Annotated in this window: 15 protein-coding genes; 4 read left to right on the top strand and 11 right to left on the bottom strand. The window is 59.1% G+C overall.

What is annotated here, in order from left to right; genetic code table 11:
- Positions 1 to 24: 24 nt before the first annotated feature.
- Genes VJZ71_11060 through VJZ71_11050 form a run of 3 tightly spaced genes read right to left on the bottom strand, consistent with a single transcriptional unit; the run spans position 25 to position 4,246 of the window.
- Complete coding sequence (locus tag VJZ71_11060; protein ID HKQ48599.1) at positions 25 to 1,092, bottom strand: DUF3644 domain-containing protein; 1,068 nt, start codon at positions 1,090 to 1,092, stop codon at positions 25 to 27.
- A complete protein-coding gene (locus VJZ71_11055; GenBank protein HKQ48598.1) occupies positions 1,089 to 3,962 on the bottom strand; it encodes an SNF2-related protein in 2,874 nt (957 codons plus the stop codon). Before VJZ71_11055 ends, VJZ71_11060 begins: the two co-directional genes overlap by 4 nt.
- A complete protein-coding gene (locus tag VJZ71_11050) occupies positions 3,959 to 4,246 on the bottom strand; it encodes an HTH domain-containing protein (GenBank protein ID HKQ48597.1) in 288 nt (95 codons plus the stop codon). The genes VJZ71_11055 and VJZ71_11050 overlap by 4 nt, the downstream gene beginning before the upstream one ends.
- Before the next feature lie 462 nt (positions 4,247 to 4,708).
- Here VJZ71_11050 and VJZ71_11045 point away from each other — a divergent pair, with 462 nt between their 5' ends.
- Positions 4,709 to 5,377, top strand: a complete 669-nt coding sequence (locus tag VJZ71_11045; GenBank protein HKQ48596.1) for a hypothetical protein — start codon at positions 4,709 to 4,711, stop codon at positions 5,375 to 5,377.
- Positions 5,374 to 6,993 (top strand): hypothetical protein, encoded by a 1,620-nt coding sequence (locus VJZ71_11040; protein HKQ48595.1) that lies wholly within the window; start codon positions 5,374 to 5,376, stop codon positions 6,991 to 6,993. Before VJZ71_11045 ends, VJZ71_11040 begins: the two co-directional genes overlap by 4 nt.
- 16 nt (positions 6,994 to 7,009) lie before the next feature.
- Here the strand turns inward: VJZ71_11040 and VJZ71_11035 are convergent, their stop codons facing one another.
- The 4 genes from VJZ71_11035 to VJZ71_11020 all read right to left on the bottom strand — a co-directional run bounded on the left by VJZ71_11035 (position 7,010) and on the right by VJZ71_11020 (position 9,696).
- Positions 7,010 to 7,375: a hypothetical protein gene (locus VJZ71_11035; protein HKQ48594.1), complete on the bottom strand. Its 366-nt coding sequence runs from the start codon at positions 7,373 to 7,375 to the stop codon at positions 7,010 to 7,012.
- Position 7,376: 1 nt separating this feature from the next.
- Positions 7,377 to 8,051 carry a hypothetical protein gene (locus VJZ71_11030; GenBank protein HKQ48593.1) on the bottom strand — a complete coding sequence of 225 codons (675 nt, stop codon included), beginning with the start codon at positions 8,049 to 8,051 and terminating at the stop codon, positions 7,377 to 7,379.
- Between the two features lie 26 nt (positions 8,052 to 8,077).
- Positions 8,078 to 8,878 carry a thymidylate kinase gene (locus tag VJZ71_11025; protein HKQ48592.1) on the bottom strand — a complete coding sequence of 267 codons (801 nt, stop codon included), beginning with the start codon at positions 8,876 to 8,878 and terminating at the stop codon, positions 8,078 to 8,080.
- A gap of 605 nt (positions 8,879 to 9,483) precedes the next feature.
- Positions 9,484 to 9,696 carry a helix-turn-helix transcriptional regulator gene (locus VJZ71_11020; GenBank protein HKQ48591.1) on the bottom strand — a complete coding sequence of 71 codons (213 nt, stop codon included), beginning with the start codon at positions 9,694 to 9,696 and terminating at the stop codon, positions 9,484 to 9,486.
- A 143-nt stretch (positions 9,697 to 9,839) separates the two neighbouring features.
- On the opposite strand from VJZ71_11020, the gene VJZ71_11015 reads away from it, so the two are divergent.
- The gene (locus VJZ71_11015) at positions 9,840 to 11,894 is read left to right on the top strand and encodes a hypothetical protein (protein ID HKQ48590.1); all 2,055 of its coding nucleotides are present in this window, start codon (positions 9,840 to 9,842) and stop codon (positions 11,892 to 11,894) included.
- 157 nt (positions 11,895 to 12,051) lie between these two features.
- Here VJZ71_11015 and VJZ71_11010 read toward each other — a convergent pair whose 3' ends face one another.
- Positions 12,052 to 17,040, bottom strand: coding sequence for a DEAD/DEAH box helicase family protein (locus VJZ71_11010; GenBank protein HKQ48589.1), 4,989 nt, complete (start codon positions 17,038 to 17,040; stop codon positions 12,052 to 12,054).
- 119 nt (positions 17,041 to 17,159) lie between these two features.
- On the bottom strand, positions 17,160 to 17,447 hold the full coding sequence (locus VJZ71_11005) for a hypothetical protein (GenBank protein ID HKQ48588.1): 288 nt from the start codon (positions 17,445 to 17,447) through the stop codon (positions 17,160 to 17,162).
- 742 nt (positions 17,448 to 18,189) lie between these two features.
- Between VJZ71_11005 and VJZ71_11000 the strand changes: the two genes are divergently transcribed.
- Positions 18,190 to 18,840, top strand: a complete 651-nt coding sequence (locus tag VJZ71_11000; GenBank protein HKQ48587.1) for a replication/maintenance protein RepL — start codon at positions 18,190 to 18,192, stop codon at positions 18,838 to 18,840.
- Here the strand turns inward: VJZ71_11000 and VJZ71_10995 are convergent.
- Complete coding sequence (locus VJZ71_10995) at positions 18,828 to 19,127, bottom strand: hypothetical protein (GenBank protein HKQ48586.1); 300 nt, start codon at positions 19,125 to 19,127, stop codon at positions 18,828 to 18,830. The genes VJZ71_11000 and VJZ71_10995 overlap by 13 nt on opposite strands.
- A 12-nt stretch (positions 19,128 to 19,139) precedes the next feature.
- Positions 19,140 to 19,790, bottom strand: coding sequence for a division plane positioning ATPase MipZ (locus tag VJZ71_10990; GenBank protein HKQ48585.1), 651 nt, complete (start codon positions 19,788 to 19,790; stop codon positions 19,140 to 19,142).
- Positions 19,791 to 20,169: the final 379 nt, after the last annotated feature.

Below are 20,169 nucleotides of genomic sequence, written 5' to 3'. Positions count from 1 at the left end.
GTTCTCACTTGTGGCTACCATACATCATGCGCGCTTGCGCGGTCGGTGCTTCTTCCATACGTCATCAATGGAAATCTGTGGAAGAGCATCGAGAACCCGCTTGATAGCCTTTTGCGAATAGCGCTTAAACGTTGACTTGCCAATGGTGATTTGCTTAAAGCACTCAGCGTCACTTTGGAGGTCAAGCTCTCGGATCACCGCGGTAGTCTTGGGCGCTGATAGCCCGACACTCGCTGCAAGTTGGTCCAGCCCGAGATTATAAAACCCGAGTTCATCCACGCGCTTGACAGCGACGACGGACGCGCCTGGCGTTCCCTCTGGAACCAGCTGAACAGGTATTCCTTGCTTTTTCGACAAGCGCAATGAAAGGGTTGGGCCATTGCCAGTCGCCGAGAGCTGCACGGCTGCCGCTCCATGAAAGACCTGCTGCCAATTGGCAGCGCGTGACAAATCTCTTCCCAGCTTCCGCAGGTCTGACGGCGATGGCTGGCTCTTCTCGCCTTTAATTGTCGCGTCAAGAATGGCCAATGGTCGAAGACGAGCCTGTGCCTCAATGCCTCGACGACTGTGTGGGCCAAGGAGCTTCTTGATTTCCGCGATTTCAGAATCAAATAGCGCCGTTAAATCAGTCGGTGGGGATGTAGATACGGGGAGCACTCGTTCAGGAAGACAATCGCGTAATTCTTGCTCAAAGACTGCCTTCAGTAGATCGCGAAATAGGGTCACGCCGGCCTGTGCGTGCATGTAGAGCTGGCCTTCGGAAACGTCCAACAAATGATGTTGGGCTGCATCACGGAGCCCATTGATGGTTTGCAGCACAAGGGCTTGCTCATCGGAAAGAAACTTGATATCGCCATCGCTGAGACCTCGGCGCACGCAAGCATCGAAACCTATCGTCTCTCGTGCACGCTTATCCCGAATGCGACCACCTTGCCGCAGGATGCTTGCCTTCAATAGCATTTCAAATGCGTGGTCCAACAGGATCAATACCGCTTCAGTTCGGCCACGATCGTGCGGCCTGTTGAAGAATTCAATGCTCAGCAAGAGAGAGTCACAAGCCTTTCCGAGCAATAATGAAGCCTCCCGTTTCATAGAATCCTCCAGCGGAGCGAGAACAACTCGGCGCATTCGGTCTTCTGCTCCAGCCGCCGGCCGATTTCGTCGAGCAAGCCGTCCTTCTGTCGGTCCACCTCCCGGCTGGCGGCGTCGTACGCGCGCCACGCTTCGTCGCGTTTGGTCTCCAGGCCACGGAGCTTGCGCTGAAGTTCGAGCTTTTCCGGCAGGTTGGGCGCAAGCCGCGCCGACTTCTTGGCTTCCTTGATGCCTTCGTCGAGTTCGTCCAGTTCCGCCTTAAGCGCCGTCCGGCGATCCTCGGCCCAGCGATCGAGCTTGTCCATTTCTGCGTCAAACCACTCGCCACTTTTGGCGGCGAGGCTTGAGAGAAGTTCGTTTTGCCGGCGAGCGACGGCATCGGCCAAGGCAGCCTGCGTCTTGGAAGGGACTGCCACGGCGCTGCCCGCTCGGCCCGGCAGGTCGAACAGCCGCCGGCATTGGCCGTCATCGAGCGACTCGCCCGCCTCGGTGAATCCGGCGAGTATCAGGTGCTCCTCGCTGTCGAGCGAACTGACGCTGAGACGCGAGCAGGTGAGCCAACCTGTCGTACCGACTAACGGGGTGAGGACGGCGATGTTTTTTCCGCCATTCGTCAGGTCGAACGTCACCTCGGCCGGCGCGACGGCAAGGGCCTTCGCCTGGGCAAGGATGCGCTGTGCGAGCGGATGGCCTATGCGGTAGGTGTTGGCATCTTCGACATGCTTGCCGAGTCGATAGGGACCGGGGTGGATGGTTTCACCGGGGAACGGGTTCTTCGTCAAAAAAAAGCTGTACTCGTTTCCGTCGAAGCGGGCGAAGCCGTCCAGCAAGTGCTGCGTCAGAATCCAAAGTCGTTCGTTGAAGCGGTTCAGCAAGCCGCTGCTTTGGATGCGGACCTTTTCGACGACTTCCTGGTCGAAGTTGTCGAGCAGTTTCTCGCGGGCATCCTGCTGGCCGGCGGCGATTTCGGTATCAAGCTCCTGTTGTAGCTGGTCAAACTCGAATTGAATCTGCATCGGCGTGCGGCATTTCTGATAGATGCCAGCGATGCGTTTCTCGAAGTCCACGCCGGATTCGACGGCGCCGAGCACTTCGTCGCTGGCGCCGAACACGCCGCTGAACAGGCGGAATTTCGTGTCGAGCAACTCGTACACGCGTTGATCGGCGGCGTTGTTCTTATTCAGGAAGTTGACGACCACCACGTCGAATTTCTGGCCATATCGGTGGCAGCGGCCGATGCGTTGCTCGATGCGCTGCGGGTTCCAGGGCAGGTCATAATTGACGACGAGATTGCAGAACTGGAGGTTTATGCCCTCGGCCGCGGCCTCGGTGGCGATCATGATCGATGCTTCGTCGCGGAAGTGGTCCACGAGTGCGGCCCGCAAGTCGGACGCAGGGGAACCGGATACGCGGTCGGTCCCTGTGTGGCGATCAAGCCAACGACGGTAAATCTCCTTGGAGCCGGGGTCGCTGTTCGTGCCGTTGAAGACCATCACCTTGCCGGCGAATTCCGTTTCTTCCAGGATTCGGAACAAGTATTCCTGCGTGCGCCGCGATTCGGTGAAGATAAGGGCCTTTTGCTGGATCGCGGCGTCGCCCTCTTGCGCTTTGGCGGCGGCAGCGAAACCTCGGCGCAGCGCCGTGAGCAGCACTTCGCCCTTGGAATTCTTGGCAATCGACTTGGCTAGCGCGTGAAACTCTCGGAGTTTCGCGGTTTCTTTGCGCATTTCGTCCAATTGGGCCGACGTGTATTTCGGCTTGTCGGGCTGCGGTTCTTCGTCTTCGTCCGGCTCCCATTCGTCGGCCAGTTCGTCGATTTCCTCCCAATCGTCAACCAGTTGCTCCGGCGGCGCTTCGACGGCTTCGGCATCTCGCGCCGCCGTTTCCAGCTTGAACGCTAGGCCGCTCAGCGTGTCGGAAATGGCGTAGGTCGAAGAGGCCAGCAGCTTCCGTAGGATCAGCGTCATGAGCGTTCGCTGGCTGGCCGGCAGCGCGTAGAGCGCAGGCTGCTGGAGGTATTGCGTGACAAGATCGTAGAGCCGTTGCTCCTCGGGCGTGGGCACGAATTCCTGCACGAGCGCGTGCCGGTTCGTGTACTTGACGTATTCGAGAACCTGCTTGCGGAGCGTGCGCTTGCAGATTGGCTTTAGGCGTTCCTTCAGGTTGGCGAAATCCTCATCATTGCCGAGCCGCGTGAAGCGCGTGCGGTACGTCTTGATATCGCCGAAGGAATACTCGTCGATGATGCTGACCAGGCCGTAAAGCTCCAGCAGGGAGTTTTGCAGCGGCGTCGCGGTCAACAGCACCTTGCGGAACGGTAACAGGGATTGCTTGATGGCGTTTGCGATCTTATTTGTCGGCTTGTAAACGTTGCGGAGCCGATGGGCCTCGTCGATCACGACAAGGTCCCATTGCGTCTGCCGAACATACGGCTCCATCTTGCGGGCGAATTGATAAGAACAGATTACGACGGCATCCTGTTGAAACGGATTGAGATTTCCGGCGCGGATGCACTCGTTGAACGTGCGGGCCTCGAGGATCATGGAAGGCAGGAAGAACTTGTCGGCAAGCTCCTGGCTCCACTGCTTGCGGAGATTGGCCGGCGCGATGACGAGCAAGCGGCGGCGCAGCTCGGCCCACTTCTGTGCGATTAGCAGGCCGGCTTCAATGGTTTTGCCGAGTCCAACTTCGTCGGCGAGTATCGCTCCGCGCGAGAGCGGATTGCGAAAGGCGAATAGCGCCGCCTCGATCTGGTGGGGATTCAGGTCCACCTGGGCGTCGGAAAGCACGGCCGTGAGCTTCTCCACGCTGTCGGAAGCGCAGCGGCGGGTCAACTCGTGGGCGATGTACTTGGCGTGGAAGTTGGTCATGCGCGGTGCGCCTCCGCGGCCGTGTGGCCAGTGCCGCGCTGCTTCCGCGCCTTCTTCCGTTCGCTGGTCGCTGATTCCTCAAGCCAATACCGCCAGCCGTCACCACCACGCTCGGAGCGAATTTCGTGCCCACGCTGGCGGAGTGCCGTCACGTCACGGGAAATCGTGGGTATCGAGACGCCGATCTCCTTGGCAATCTTTGGCGTCGAGAACTTGCCTTTGCGGATCAGGCGAAGCACAGCCTCAAGTCGTCGTTCGATTTCATAGGATCGCTGATAGAACACCCTGCCGGCCTCCTGCTCCAGAATCTATCTATCGGAGCATGATAGACATGTCAACCGCCGCCTTGAATCGGGATTCACGCGATGTTCGTAGCGCTGCCCCAGCACGAAGAAACCCCGGCGGGTGCGAGCCGCCGGGGTGCGGTAAAGAATCAAGCGGCGTGCGCCTGCTGTTCGGGCGCGTGCAGCGCCGCGATAATGTCGGTGGCGGTGCGCTGTATGCGGTCGATCGATGCGGCCAGCGTGTCTGTATTGCCGTCCCAGACCTGGATGAGTGCCTCTACCGAGTTGAACGTCGCTAGTGAGCTTGTGAGCTAACCGGTAAGACCAGTTGGTAAGAATCGCGGTCGAATCGCCCTTGAGAAATGTTTTGGCTAGAACCACAATGCAGCGCAATCCGCGCGGTCCGTCAAGACGTTTCGCAACTGGCGATCGTGGGTTGAGGCCATCTGGGACAACGGAATCATGATAGCGCCTGACTCCCGTAGCGGTGGACGCCTTCTTGCCTTCATGGGTCTGCCCGGATCTGGGAAATCAACTACCGCCGCGGCGCTGGCGCGACTGATTCGTGGATCAACACTGTACCTTGAGCCGGAGGAGCCTTCCTGGCCCACGGCGGTCATGCGACGCGATGTACTCGGCTGCTTCTCGGCCATAACGTGGTTTCGGGCCATGCGGGTTCCCCAATTGTATACTGCCGCCACTGATAGACGAGATGGTAAGTTTGCGATTGTAGATTCCTACTACGATAAGCTGATCTCCTATTACATTGAACACCCCCATCTGAAGTGGCTTATTCCTCCTACGGAGCCCTACTTGCGTGTACTGAAAGAGATGAGCGCCATCGACTCCCAACTTCTGCCGGATGCGGACTGTATTATATTCTTGCAAGTGACACTCGATCAATGGAAGGCGCGACTACGACAACGCGGGAGAGAGATGGATTCCGATGCGTTGTTCCTCTCGAGCTTTCCCACTCAAGAGGCGTTTCTCGCGGCATCAAGGACCTTTTCGGTGAACTCTGGGGCATCGCTAGTGCTAGTTGACGAGGGGCTGGATTCACCAGAGACCACGGCCATCCATATTATTTCGCAACTGCGTCGCCTCAAGCTTGTGGAGGACGCGGGTTCATGAACTCCCAATGGATCATGGATGCCTATCAGGAATTAGATTCCCTAGGCGAGCTATCGCCACAAACAACCGATGCATTTACGGATACGTGGATTTCCGACGCACAGTGCATGACTCTTTGCGTGAAGCTTCTCCGCAAGAATCGCACAGTTAACGAGGATCGGCTGTTCCAGCGTCTGATGGCGCAGTACGATTTTGTTAGACATTGCCTTTGCTTCGCTTATCCAGAACTACTATCGCCATCACATGATGCTCCCACACTTCCCGTGTTGAGCGCTTTGGTCCGCCCGAATGAACTTGATCTCCTCAAACGTCTTGTACTTCATTTGGAAATCGGCCACACCTGCTTTTCTACGTTCTTGCATGGGTTTCTGAACGGCAATACTCCACCGTCTGTCGTTTCTCTGGTTCTTGCGTTGATTTGCGTTGAAGGACTTTCTGATAGCGACACGGCTGCTCTAACGCTGGCGATGACGGGTACAGGTCTTGTTTTCGACGCGCGACCATTTGCGGAGCGCGCTCGCACTCGAATAATACGTAGATATCCCACGGGAGGGATCTCTGAAAAGGTGTCATTGATACTGCCGAGCCTGCTTGCCGCATCACAGGAGAGATTCCCCGTAATGACTTCAACGCTTGTGGGGCGATCATTAGGCCACACAGGGGGGACATGGGACAAACTGAGCGTGATTCCCGGCTTTTCGTTTGCGAGCCCCGGTGACGATATGGAACGGCTACTCCAAGAGTGCGGGGTAGCAATGTGCACTACTGGACCTAGGGTGTGCCCGGCAGATCGCGAGCTTTACCTGCTGCGCGGCGAAACGGGAACGGTGGCCTCAAAGCCGCTTATTGTCTCAAGCATAGCAAGTAAACATCTTGCGTTACCCGTTCATCGAATATTGTTTGACGTAAGGTTCGGCGCGGGGGCATTTGTTGGTCCAGAACGGGAAGCAGTGTCGATCGGGGATAGTTTGGCGCAAGTCTGCTCGAATTCGGGAATGGCCATTGACATCAAGTGCTACTCTAATGACCAGCTGACAGGTTCGGGGGTTGGGAATTCCGTTGAACTTTGTGAAGCACTTGTACTAATGGGTAGTCAAGGGGACGATTTATTCGACGGCGAGTTGCTCGAAGTGCAACGACAAAGAGTGCTGGACCAGGCGACATTGCTGCTACATGCGGAGTGGCCTAGTGTCAGCGCACCCGACACAAGGGATTATCTCAATTCGCTCATACGCGATGGAGCCCCACTTCGGGCGTTTCATCGGCTTATGATGGCTCACGGAGTTAGTTGCTCGAATGCTGATAGGATTTGTGCCAACCCGCGATCGCTTTTGGAAGGCCTCGAATTTCGTGAAGTATCGGCGCGACTAAGTGGAACGATCGGCGTCATCGATCAAGTCAAATTAGGGAATGTCGTGAATTTTGGCTTTCGCGAAACTCCCATAGCGGGCGAGGCAGGCTCCAATCGGGGAGGCGCTGTCTTGAGAAAGAGGGTAGGGAGCACGGTCACCAAAGGCGAAACGATTTGTTTGGCGCTGGTTCCGCCCTCAACACTCGGTCAGAGCTCGCCCGAGCAAGCCCAAGAGGCTCTGGCTGATTGCTTTGTGGTGAAGTAGTCGCAGAGGTCCAAACTCATATGCTCCCGACTTCGAAAAGCACATGCGTTAAGCGATCTTCATATACTGTCAGTCTTGTGGCCTCTTCATAACGAATTCCAAGCTCATGACATGCGGCCCGGAGATTCTTCAACTGTATTGGCTTCTGACTGGGGTCGTGTAAAGAAACGTTCGTTGCGACGATTGCCATCAATGCTGTACGCAGCAACCTAATGTCAGCGGCTGGGCCGCTTTGGATTTGACTGAGGGTGTCGCAATTGACAATATTCCGAAGGTCGCTTATTCGCTCTCGAATCTGAGCCTCGATTGATTTGATCGTGACAATAATTTGCGCGGGATCAGCATTCACTAATCGGCGGAGTTGGTCAAGTACATCGCTCATTTCAGGCTCCTCTCTTCTCATGCAAGACGCGCGGGTTCCACAGTGCATCGAATTCTCGCTCATACGCGTGAAAAAGCCATGCATTCTTTCCCTTTTGCATCTCAAACGTCGGTGTGGCTTTACTTGGAAGGGATTGAAACTGCGGCCCGACAAACATCACATCGTCAATGCGGAAGACCATGGTTGTAAAATCCTCTTCCAGTAGGCGGATTTCAATGTTGGCGACCTTATTGTATTTCACTTTCATCGCTTCGATTGCCGTCGCAAAGGTACCAGCTGCGTGGCCTTCCGCTGCTTCCTTGGCTTTCGATTGTGCGGTGGCTGGGTTTACAACTAGAATTCGTACGCAGATTTTGCTATCTGCCTGCGCGCGATCAAGGAGCGTCTGTCCAAAACTCTCATAGAAGTTTCTCAAGGAGTATCCCAAGATGTCAAGCCTTTGCCATCGCTCGTGCATGAGCGTGTGGTAACGATCAAGGTCGCGGTGATCGAAGATAGAAAAAAGACCAGCCGCGGTCATAGCGTCGGTTCGGCGAGTGTCCTCGCGCACGACATATCGATAAACTAGCTCGAGGAACCCAACAAATCCGCTGGCAAGCAACGATGTTCCGATCGCGGGCTTAACCTGACCGCCAAGCAGAACGAAAATGGTTCCCGCTGCAAGAATTACGATCACGATTAAGCCAAACACTAAATGTCTGCTCAGAGGCATGATTCGGCCTGTGTTTTGAGAATCTGTGAATCGATCAGTAACGTAAGCACATCTTGGTGAATCTCTGCTGGGCTGCGCATTGCGCCGTTTGCCCCCATGCAAGTTATGGTACAAAATGCCTTTTCGCGAACGCTAAGAGTGTGGTACTCCGCTGCCACCATGGCTTGCAGATCAGTGGCAGATTCGTGTATATCTGTCATGCCGTTTAAGTACGAACGATCTTCGCCTCGCCGAGCATCGAGATTTCGACGCACAAACTCGAATGGAACGTCGAAGAAGACTGTTAGGTCGGGAACTGGAAGCTTGTTACACTCCCACTCAATGTACGAAATCCACTCCCGAAATCGATCCCTTGCAGTCGGGTCGCGGAGCTTCGCGGCTTGGAACGCAAGATTCGAGTACACGTACCTATCGATAACGACGAGCTTTCCAAAAGCCAACGAGCGATCAATGTGTCGTTTGGCTTCAAGCCGGTCGCCGGCAAAAAGCGCGGCGATCAAATATGGATGCACGGATTCGACGGTACCGAATTCGCCGCGCAGGAACATTGCTATCGCCTCGCCGTAGCCGCGTTCGTCGGTCCGAGGAAAGCTGAAGAAGTCATGCGGAGTGGTTCGGGAGTTCAGTGCGCGCAACAGCATCTTGACCTGCGTTGACTTGCCCGAAGCGTCAATGCCTTCGAATACCACTAGCTTGCCGCGCCGAAGGCAGTTTTCACTATCGCTTTCCATGGAATTACGATCTCCGACGATGAGTCCCTGCAATGTCCCAAGACCGGCCTTGATCATCATAGCAGCGTCCCAAGCGAGCCCTTCTGCTGCCGCCCAAAGGCGTTCGCTGCTCCCCGTGCAGCGTACGTTGCTGATGCCCTAACCGCAAGTCATGACTGCCCTTAGAACGATGTTGATTCCCTGCATGTAGTGCGATGCGGGCGTTCCAATCGCTATTGTTCTGATGGTGATGATGATGCGAGCGGACGGTCCATTGCGATCCTTTGCCCTGCTTCGTCAGCGTTAAGCCAGATTGCGGGTTTCCTCCCTTGGGTGGCCACCGCCACCCCGCACCAAACTGCGAGCTCTGCCGGGTCGATGCGGCAGGTGCCGATCCCTGACCCGGAGGCAAGGATGCTGGAAACCCAAGATTATCACGGGAGATTGTTTTGCGAAATGCCCCGTCAGCAAAGCGCGGGGGCTGTTGAATTCTGCCCGCACCGCTTAGTGAAAAGACGAAGCAGGCGCCACATCAGGGCATCACCCCGACCGACCATTTCGCCGGAGTCGGCCCCATTTGCGCGGCGTCAGTCCAAAAATCCGACTGGGTCGAATCGGCGATCACTTCTAAAAAATTGCCTGCTGGAAATAGGTGGCGGGTTCCGGCAAGCGCGGAAACGGGGCCGCTACAACCCGTCGCGCGGCTCGACGCGGGCGATCAGGGCGGACGGCCGGACGCTGAGGACGCGGCAGAGCCGGAAGAGCATCTGGACCGTTGGCGACTTCTCGTTCAACTCCAGCAGGCTCACGTAGTTGCGCGAGACCTTGGCCCTGGCGGCAAGCTCTTCCTGCGTCAGTTTCGCCTTCAGCCGTTCCTTGCGTAATTCATCGCCTAGCACATTGTAAAGGCTACGACTTGCATCCGGGGCGGTCTGCCAACTATAGTTGGAATACAGGCCTGTGCTTTCGGGTCCGGTCGATGATTCCGGTGATGGGAAACGGCCTCCTTCGGCCCCGCGGCACGCTGACGAAGGGTCTCCCCATGAATAAACCCGGCTTGAGCCTCCTTGGCGTCCTGATCGCTTCAACCATCGCTCCGTCTCTCTCGCTCGCTCAGCAAGGGGACTGGGTCCAGAGAATGCCCGTCCGCCGCGAAGGCTGCGCGCTGGCCTATGACAGCGCTCGCGGCGTCACGATCCTGTTTGGCGGGTTCACAACCGACGGGCTTGGGACCATCGGATATTTGCACGACACCTGGGAATGGAACGGCAGCCGGTGGACCGAGCTTCATCCGGCTTCGAGTCCTCCCGAACGCGCATATCACGCGATGGCTTACGACTCCGCGCGGGGCGTTGTCGTGCTGTGTGGCGGGCGTCAGGGCGGCGCCGGCTACTTCGGCGACACCTGGGAATGGAATGGCTCGACGTGGACGCAGCGAAATTCCGCGAGCAATCCGTCGGCACGCGCCAACCATGCGATGAGTTTCGATCTCGCCCGCGGCGTGACGGTCCTGCATGGCGGCGGGACATTCTCCTCCGCGCTGAACGACACATGGGAGTGGGACGGAACCGCATGGTCGCAGCGCGCTCCTGCGACGAATCCGCCGGCTCGGACAAATCACGCACTGGTCTTTGATCCGACGCGAAACGTCTCCGTCATGTATGGCGGGCTTGATCCCGGCACATCGTCGTATTTCGGGGATACGTGGGAGTGGAACGGAAGCACATGGACGCAGCGCTTCCCGCCGAACAGTCCTCCGGGAAGAGCGTTCCATGCGATGATCTTCGATAGCGTCCGCAACGTCACGACGGTTGTCGCGGGCAGGAACAGCGCGGGATATCTGAATGAAGCCTGGGAGTGGAACGGCTCGACATGGACGATGCGCAATCCGTCCACGCTTCCGGTCGCAAGAGGCTATGGCGCGATGGCGTTTGACTCGTCGCGCGGCGCCGGGGTTCTTTTCGGCGGGTACAAAGACATTCAGTTCACCGTGCACATCATGCTGTCCGACACCTGGGAATGGAACGGCAGCGATTGGGCGCTCAGAGTGCCGGATGCACCCCCGGCACGGTCGCAGCACTCGATGGCCTACGATGACGCCCGCGGGCGCGGTGTGCTTTTCGGCGGCTACAACATCAATACCGGTGTCATATTCTCGGATACATGGGAATGGGATGGGCGCATATGGACTCTTCGCGTTCCCGCTGCGAGTCCATCCGCGCGCCGATGGTCAGCGATGGCCTTTGACAGCGCCCGGAATGTCGTTGTGCTCTTCGGAGGTGGAGGGATTGGAGGCGGGAATAACGAAACATGGGAGTGGAACGGAACAAACTGGACGCTGCGAACTCCCGCGGTGAAGCCGTCCGCGAGATGGCTTCATGCGATGGCATTCGATTCAGCAAGAAACGTTACCGTGCTTTTTGGTGGCGGCGGGAATGGGAGCCCAGTACTTGACGACACCTGGGAATGGAACGGCACGACGTGGACACAGCGAAGCCCTGCGAACAAGCCTCCTTCCAGAGGGGGGCACAGCCTTGCCTTCGATAGTGCTCGCGGCGTCACAGTGCTGTTTGGAGGCGAGGCTGCAACATACTTTGGCGATACCTGGGAGTGGGACGGAACCAATTGGATACTGCGCGGCCCCGCGATTAGCCCCTCCGCTCGCTCTCGCCAAGCGATGGTTTATGACGCTTTTCGAGAAGGCACAAGGCTATTCGGAGGAGTCGGAGCTTCCGGTCTGCTGTCCGACACGTGGGAGTGGGACGGCATCATCTGGACAAATGTCTCGTCCAGCGAAGCGCCTCGCGCTCGCAATGGGCACGTTATGGCTTACGACAGTACTCGGCTGAATACAATCGCCTTCGGCGGGTGGACAGGCGGGAATTCCAGCGACACATGGACGTTTCCGTTGCACCTCCCGGACGGGGACATGGATGGCAACGGTGAAGTCGATGGTCTTGATATTTCGCCCTTTGTAGCCGCACTGTTCGCGGGCTCGAGCACGCCAAGTGACCTCTACTACGCCGACTTTTCTTCAAACGGAATCATTGACGTTGGCGACATCGAGGGCTTCGTGCAGGGGCTATTGAATCCCTGATTTTGAATAGGATGGCTCAGGAAGGCATCGAAAATGGATTCATGCTCCTTGGCACGCTGAACATAGCTTCTCCGCCTATACGGGCTTCCTATTGCGAATGAAAATGGTCTGGTGGGTTCTCTCCCCATCAACCGGTGTTTCACGCTTCCTTGAGGCCTCAAAACCCGATTGAAGGGGCATTCGCCTTCGGCGTGTGGAGTCTGCCCTGGAACGTGCTGTGCGACTTCTCATCCGCAATCGCGGTCGCGTCCGCTGCATGGCGGCGGCGGATGCGGGCGGTGACGGGTTCCTCGGCATCGAACCGGCGAAGGCCGGTGCGCTCCGGCGCGGCTTCAACGTTGTTCGAATCGGTAAGCATCTGGATTTTCTCGGCAATCTCGGCGGCGGACGGGGGCGCGGCTGTCCCCGGTTCCGCGGCGATCCCTGCGAGGGACGCCTTGAGCTGGTCGCGGAGCGCGGTCAGTTCGGCCTGGTATTTCTCGTGTGCAAACGGCTTTCCGATGCGTGCCTGATAGTCGCGGAGCTGCGACTCGGCGATTGAATGGTCCTGCTTCACACCGGCAATCTCGTTGCCGTAGGCGTTGCACAGCCGCTCCAGCGCGTTAAGTACAGCGCGCGGGCCGTGGCTGCCGCGAATGAGTCGGTCGTAGCGCGTTGTCTCCCCTTCAATGTACGCATCGGGCGGGAAGTCCCGATGCAGCACGAGTCCGAAGCGCATGCCGCGATACGTGCCGATCGGGAATCGCTGCTCTTCTCGCACGTCGCGCGGCAGCCTGTCCAGTTGAGCGCCGAGCGCGGCGACGGCCTCGTCCTTCGCATATTCTCGCCTGTAGATCGTGACCGGGTCGCGCGCGTGCGCAGTCACTCTCGTTTGATCGGCCGTCAAACTGGACAACCGGTTATTCAGCCGGGTGATTTTCTCGGGCAGGTCCTTCACGCTGCGGCGGGCAACGTACTGCTCATCGACGTGGTTTTTCTTGAGCAATGCCAGCCGCTGCAATTCAGCGTCGGCCTCGGCGAGCGTCAGCACCGCCGGGTTGCCGGAGGCAATGGCCTTGACCTCGGCGTAGGACAGTTCCTGGCCGCCGACATCCTCGGCGCGGCGGGCGGCGTTGTCGCCAGTGATGACCTGGCCGATGAATCGTGCCTTGGTTTCAAGGGCCTGCCACATGTAGGCGTCGAACGATCCTTCGGTGACGTAGCGATAGACGGCGACTTCCTCGTTCGTGTTGCCCTGGCGAAGTATGCGGCCTTCTCTCTGCTCAACTTCCGCCGGCTTCCATGGGGCGTCGAGGTGATGCAGGGCAGTCAATCGCTGCTGCACGTTCGTGCCCGTGCCCATCTTCTGCGTGCTGCCGATCAGGACGCGCACCGAGCCGTTGCGGACCTTTTCGAAGAGCGCCTGTTTCTTGGCATCGGAATCGGCTTCGCCGATGGCGGCAATCTGTGAACGGGGTATGCCGGCCTTGACGAGTTTCTCGGTCACGTCGTTGTAGGCGGAATAGCCCCACGGGGTCTTATGGACGCCCATGTCGCAGAAGATCATCTGTGTGCCGCGCTTTGCGGCGGTGCGCTCCCAGATGGTATGGACGTTCTCGACCAGGCGGTTCACCTTCGAGCCGGGGAAATCGGCCACGGCAGCGGAAAGCAATCGTGCGTCGGTGGCGAGCTTGCGGCCGTCGGTCGTGATGTTGAGCGCGTTGTCCTCGCGCGGGTCCACCTTTTCCTTTCGCAGGCGTTCGTAGCGTTTGACCAACTCGTCCTGCAGCGCGTGCTGCTCGGCGGACATCGGACATGCGACGATGATCGCCTTTCCCGTCTCCAGCCTCGGCGTCGGGAGTTTGAGCATTTCGGCCGTCTGCACGTCGGAGAATGCCCGGAACATCTGCTGCAATTCCGGGAGGTTGGTGAATTTCGCAAAGCGGCTGCGCGGGCGGAGCGATGCCCCGTCGGGCGAAATCTCCATCGTGTCGATGACTTCGCCGAAGGTCGCCGCCCAGGCGTCGAAGTGTTCGAGGCCGCGGCTCCTGAGTCCGGCCGGATCGAGGAACCGCTGCATCGTGTACATCTCGACCATCGTGTTTGACACGGGCGTGCCGGTGGCGAACGTGACGCCGTGGCCGGCGTGCTGCTCGCCCAGGTAGTTGGCTTTCATGAACACGTCGAAGGCGCGTTCGCTGCCGCCGGTCTGAATGCCGGCGACGCGGTCCATCTTGGTCGGCGTCTCCAGATTCTTGAAATAGTGCGCTTCGTCAATGAACACGTGATCGACGCCGAGCTCGTCGAATACGAGACCGTCGTCTTTCTTCTCCTCGGCGAGCAGGTTCTTGAGCCGTTCCGCCCTCGCGGCCTTCTGTTTCTCGATCTGCTTGATGATGTTCCGGTTCGATCCTTTCGCGCCGGCGTGCTCCAGCAGCAGGTCGTCATACTCGGCGATCTGCTCGGTCAGGAATCTCTCCTGGTATTTGCGGGACATGCCGATCCGCTCGAACGAGGAATGCGTGACGAGGATGCCGTCCCAGTTGCCGCTGGCGATCTTGGCGGTCAGCAGTTTGCGGCGGTCGCGCGAGAGGTCCTCCTTGCTGGCGACCAACAGTTTCGCGTTGGGATACAACTGCATGAATTCACGAGCGAATTGCTCCAGCAGGTGATTGGGCACCACGTACATCGGCTTCTTGATGAGTCCGGCCTGCTTCATCTTCATGCCGGTCGCCGCCATCGTAAACGTCTTGCCGGCGCCGACGCAGTGCGCCAGCAGCGTGTTGCCGGCGCTCATGCCGCGCCACACGGCGGCCGTCTGATGCGGCCGGAGCTTCACGGTTTGGTTCATGCCGGGGAAGTCGAGGTGCGATCCATCGAATATGCGGGGACGGAGGTTGTTGTAGGTGTCGTTGTAGATGCGGACGAGGCGCTCCGTGCGCTCAGGGTCGGTGAAGACCCATGCGCGGAACCGCTCCTTGATGAGCTTCTGCTTTTCCTTGGCGGCGAGCGTCTCCTCCTGGTTGACGACACGCTCTTCCTTGTCGCCGCGGTCGATCACGTCGTAAATGACCGGCGACTTCATGTTGAGCGCCAGTTCGAGCAGCGTCGTGCCGTTGGCGCGGGCGGTGCCGTAATCGGAAGTCGCGGCGACCGATTGCCTGGCTGCGTAGCCGGCGTCGAGGCTCCACACTGCGTCCTTTTCCAGATGGGAAACCGGTACGGCCTCGGGCGGAACCTGGAACAGCTCGGCGGCAAAGCGTTGCACGTCGGATGCGGGAATCCACGGCGCGCCGAGATTGGCGTCGATATCGCCGGGCAGCACGTCCTCGGGTTGCACCCGGCGCAGGGCCTCGGCGTTGCGGGCGTATTTCGGGCCGGCCTTCTCGGCGCGGGCGAGCCTGGCGCGGACGTTGCCGGAGAGGTAATCGTCCGCCGTCTTCCACTCCTTCGATTCGGGGTCTTGGTAGATCAGGTCGCCCAGTTCGGCGATGACCGACTTCTCGGGCTTGCCGTACAGTTCGGCGATAACCGGCAGGTCCACCCTGCCCTTCTGATTCAAGGCCACGAGCAGTCCTTCCTCGGCGCTTCGGACCACGGTGACGGGCGGCGTCCGGCCGACCACGTCCCGGCTCATGATCGCGGCCTTCGCCGCTTTCTCCGTCACCTCGTCGTAGTCTTCGAGGGACATCACCAGCATGGCATCGGGGTCTTCGATAAACTTGACCAGGTTGGGCCGGCGGCGGACGACGCTGCCGTCTTTGGTTTCACTGAAGCTGGTCTTGTTGATCGGGCCGTAGGCTCGGACGAACCGGTCATACACGCGGTTCAAGTCGCGCCGCGCCTCGTCGCGGTGTTCGCACGGCCAGTCTTCATTCTGCGATTGCAGCACGCGGCGGGCACAGTCGCGCAGTCCGATCAGCCCGGCCATCCGTCTGCCGGTCATCGTCCCGTCGGCCTTGAGCGCGGTGCCGCCGTACACCACCGGCACCGGCTTACCGCTTATCAGCTGATGGATGCCCTGGTTCTTTCCGACGAAGAAGCTCCCCTCGCCGACGTGCTTTTCGAGCGGCGGCGGCGTGAATGCCGGCGCGTCCGTCCCGGCTGCCCTGGTTGACTGTGCCGGCGAGAACTCCGGCAGTCGGCCGATTGCATCCTTCAGTTTCGCGGACAGATCTCCGTCGCCCTGGAGGCTGTAGCCTTCTCCACCGTAGAGCGTGTCCTTGCGGCTCCACCGACCGAGCACCATTTCCGGGTGATTGAGGAAGTAGCGATTGACCGGAACTTCGACGCCTTCGATTGCAAGCGGGGCGACGCGAAGCCAGTCGGTATCCGCGTGATGTTCCGGCTCGCCGGGAGCGCGTTTGCGCAGAAAGATGATGTCGGTAACGACCGCCGTACCTTCACGCTTGAAGGCGTCGGACGGCAGGCGTATCGCCCCGACGAAGTCGGCCTTGGAGGCGAGATACTCGCGGACGGCAGCGTTCTGCTTGTCGAGGGTGAAGTGCGACGTGACCATCGCCATGACGCCGCCTGGCTTCAGCGCATCGACGGATTTGGCGAGGAAGTAATCGTGCAGCGCGAGCTTCTGTCCCTGGTAATCGAGACGCAGGTCGGCGAACGGCACGTTGCCGACGACGGCGTCGATTCCGTCCGGCAGCTTCGTGTCGCGGAAGCTCTCGATGCGGATGTCCTGATCGGGATGCAGCGCCCTGGCGATGCGCCCGGAGATCGAGTCCAGCTCGACGCCGATGAAGCGATGGCGGCTGCTCCCCTGGCCAATGAAGTTGCCGATGCCGCAGCCGGGTTCGAGGATCAGCCCGTCCTGCGGCGCTCCGAGCCGCGTGATGGCGTCATGAATAGCGCCGATGACGATCGGGGATGTGTAGAAGGCGTTGAATGTCGTCCGCTTTGCACTGTCGTACTCAGAAGGCGTCAGCAGCGTTTTCAGTTCATTGCCGAGTTTTTCCCAGCCGGCATCCTTGTAGCGGCCCTTCAGAGGGTCGGGGAATATCGACAGCGCCACGGGACCGAAGCCGGCGAACCGCGCCATCCCGTTTTTTTCGTCGGGCGTGGCGGGCCGCGCTTCCCGCTCGACGGTCTGAAGCGTTCGGATTGCCGCGATCAGGTCGCGGGCCTTCTCCTTCTCGCCGCTTGCTATCTGCACCGGCGCCAGACGTTCGGCCGGTTCTGTTGCCGGGGTTTGCGGATCGGCCTTTGGCGTCGGATGCGGCGTTTCAGTCGAAGTTGGAGACAGGTCGAAAAGCGTCGCCTCTCGAACCCACTTCAGCCGCGCCGCGTGCGTTTGCGGACGCGCGGTCTGCGCGCCTGCGACATGAGCCGTAAACGATGCTCGACTTCCTTCAAGCCGATCTCCAGCGCCGCGCCCGGCGCCTGCACCGGATCGATGCCGACCCGGCCCATCGTCAGCGTCGTCGTCAGTTCCTCGTGGCGAGCCTTCAGGTCGCCGGCGAGGCGATTCACCTCGGCCAGCAACTGGTGTTTGCGGCGGAGCCGGGCGTGAAGCCTGGGTCGCTGGCGGATGAGTTCGAGGACGATCGTTTTGTACTGCATCGTGATCTCCTTTGGATTTTGGGGGTTCTTCGAGGGCAGCGGGCGGGTCGTCGGACGACGGGAACGGCAGGAGCGGACCTTGTGGGGGACGCGGCCGGCGGGCCATGCCTACGGCCGTTCCTGGCAGCGGGGTTGATTTGCCATGCTCTGGCAGGCTCGCGTCATGCGTGTTCCCGAATCGTGAATACTCAACTGTCGGATAACACGCTCCGCGAATCAGCGCAATTGAAAAGCGACAACGGTATTCGTCACCGCAGATATCGCTGATTGGGTCTTTCGCGTCTGTACGGGCTTCCTATTGCGAATGAAGGTGGTTCGGCTGGCTCGAACCTTCTCCTGAATGCCCAAACGGCCTTTCCGCAAGCTCGAAGTCACGGCTCCTGTGTCAATCGCGCAACACCTGTCATATCGGTGTCGCCTTCTCGTTGCGATCTGGCCTCTTATTCACTGAGTTATCCACAGGTTCGTCCTGTTTCGGGGCGGTTCTTGTCATGGTTGCAGCGGGCCGCCGCCGTCGCCAGCGCTTTGGGGGCGCGCGCCGTCGGCGGCTCATGTGCCCTATTTAGTAGTAAGAAAGAGCAAGGGCGCAAGTCGTTGATTTTCCTGAATCGGAAACGTCACGAATTGACGGGCGACCGTCACGATCGGACGGTGAACCGTCAAAAAGCACTTGCGCTTCTGTCGCTAATCTGCCAGTGTGCTGTCTGTTTACAGACAAATATGGAGGCTGAAAATGACGGAAGTGCGACAGATTGCGGCCCTGCCGGATAACCAGGTGAGCACCAAGCGTGGATTCCCGGTCTACCGGACGAATCCAAGTGTGCCGACGACCAATGGCATCACGACTCGGACCAAACGGTTTCAGGTGCCGGGTGGCAGGGGTTCGGTCATCGTTGATAACAGTAGCGGCGAGATCAAAGGCATCGGCGGCATGGGCTTCTGGTGGGAAGAGGAAGTGGACAGCAGCCGATTCGTAAAGATGTTCCTCGATGGCATCAAGCAAGCGGCGGACCTGTCGAAGACTGGTTTGCAGGTGTTCGAACTCGTCTATCACGAAATGCGCGCCAATCCGGGATCTGATGAAATCAAGCTGAATCAGTACGTCGCCAAGGATCACGGGATCAGCGATCGCACCTATCAGCGGGGTGTGCGGGAACTTCTTGAAAAGGAATTCCTGTACCGCAGCCCTTCCGACGGCGTGTTCTTCGTCAACATCCGCTTCATGTTCAATGGGGACCGGCTCGCATTCGTGCGGACATATCATCTGAAGGGTGCGAGTCGGCAACAGGAGCTTCAACTCGGGGATACGGCCGCCCTGCCCTCGCCTGTTACGGAAGCTGCGGATGCGCCTGTCATCGTGGGTCCTGTGATCGACGGCGATCAAGACAGGTAGCCGTTCGCCTTGAGCCACGGCTCGATGGCTTCTTCGAGAATATCCTGAAGCGTGTTCGGCTCCCTGCCCTCAAGCTGCCGCTCCAGCGATGCGCGCTTCAGCGCCCGCGCGAAGTCGTCGCGGATGCGCGTGCTGATCGGCACGCGATTGAGTGTCGCCGCGGCAACGACGGGCGCGGCCGGCTTGGGTTGTTCCTTCTCGCCGAAGACGAATGCCTTCTCCTTGGCCGTGTCGATCGGCGGCGGCGTTTCCTTGAGTCCTTGCGTGAGCGTGCGTCGTTCGGCCATGGCGATCACGTCCTATGCCTTCACGGCCTGGCGTGCTGCCGGCGCGACGGCGTCCGGCAGAATCTCGCGGAAGAGCGCTTCGGCCTCGTGCGCCGCCTCGCGGGCGCGGGAGCCGAGATTCCATACGACGGACCCCTGCCCCGGCGCGTCGGCGTAAATCTGGCGGAGTGTCATCGCCGTCGTTGCCATCGGCAGCGACAGTGCGGCGGCGGCATCCTTCATGTCCTGCGTCAGCCGGTAGTTCTTTCCGACCATGCTGAGGACGATCACGGCCTTCGGGATTCCGCCGCGAATGTCCTGGGCCTGGCGCAAGACTTCGGTCGCTTTAGCAAGCGCCCGGACCTCTAACATGCTGGCTTTGCAGGGAACAATCGCAAGATCGCCGCGCAGCAACAACGCGCGGCTCGTCTCGGTCTGGCTGCCCGGTCCATCGGCCACGACGTAGTCGGCATCCTGGGCAAGAATCGGCAGTTCATTCAAGATGATGTCGGGGTTGTCGAGGCGGACGGCTTTGATGTCCGGTATCGCCTCGCGTATCCATTCGGAAGATGACTGCTGCGTGTCGCAGTCGGCAAGCGTCACTCGATGGCCCTGCTCATGGAGCCACGCGGCAAGGTGAACGGCGAGCGTCGATTTCCCGACACCGCCTTTGGAATTCGCCACGACGATAATCATGTAAGACGGATAGCATGATTTCATGCAGGCTGGCAAGCACTATTTGCTGCCGGCATGCAAGCTCGCCGTCCTGCAAGCAACCTGTCAGGATTACCTGCCTGCAATCAGGCAACCTGACATGCCTGTCTGCTTACATTCAAGCAATCAAGACAGGTTGCTTTCCATGCGGCTTGCACGCCTGCCGTCCTTCCTGCTGTCATGCCAGCATGATGGCAAGCTGACATGCTTTCATGCAGGCTTTCACGGTGAAAGATTGCCGTAGCAGTGCTACGGGGAGACGTCTGACAACATTTTTTCGTGCGGTCTTATTCGGTGTACCACGTTCTTTAGCGCTTGAAAACGGATTCGATTCGAGCGTGATTTCAGG

The sequence above is a fragment of the Phycisphaerae bacterium genome (genome assembly GCA_035275405.1).
Taxonomy (GTDB): Bacteria; Planctomycetota; Phycisphaerae; order UBA1845; family UTPLA1; genus DATEMU01.
Note: the sequence above shows the minus strand (reverse complement) of the source record. Positions and strands in the feature narration are given on the sequence as shown.

Coding starts and splice junctions, on each gene's coding strand:
- VJZ71_11040 (HKQ48595.1), top strand. CDS start 5,374: ATGAACTCCCAATGGATCATGGATGCCTATCAGGAATTAGATTCCCTA.
- VJZ71_10995 (HKQ48586.1), bottom strand. CDS start 19,127: ATGGCCGAACGACGCACGCTCACGCAAGGACTCAAGGAAACGCCGCCG.
- VJZ71_11025 (HKQ48592.1), bottom strand. CDS start 8,878: ATGATGATCAAGGCCGGTCTTGGGACATTGCAGGGACTCATCGTCGGA.
- VJZ71_11055 (HKQ48598.1), bottom strand. CDS start 3,962: ATGACCAACTTCCACGCCAAGTACATCGCCCACGAGTTGACCCGCCGC.
- VJZ71_11005 (HKQ48588.1), bottom strand. CDS start 17,447: ATGCAGTACAAAACGATCGTCCTCGAACTCATCCGCCAGCGACCCAGG.
- VJZ71_11035 (HKQ48594.1), bottom strand. CDS start 7,375: ATGAGCGATGTACTTGACCAACTCCGCCGATTAGTGAATGCTGATCCC.
- VJZ71_11060 (HKQ48599.1), bottom strand. CDS start 1,092: ATGAAACGGGAGGCTTCATTATTGCTCGGAAAGGCTTGTGACTCTCTC.
- VJZ71_11045 (HKQ48596.1), top strand. CDS start 4,709: ATGATAGCGCCTGACTCCCGTAGCGGTGGACGCCTTCTTGCCTTCATG.
- VJZ71_11015 (HKQ48590.1), top strand. CDS start 9,840: ATGAATAAACCCGGCTTGAGCCTCCTTGGCGTCCTGATCGCTTCAACC.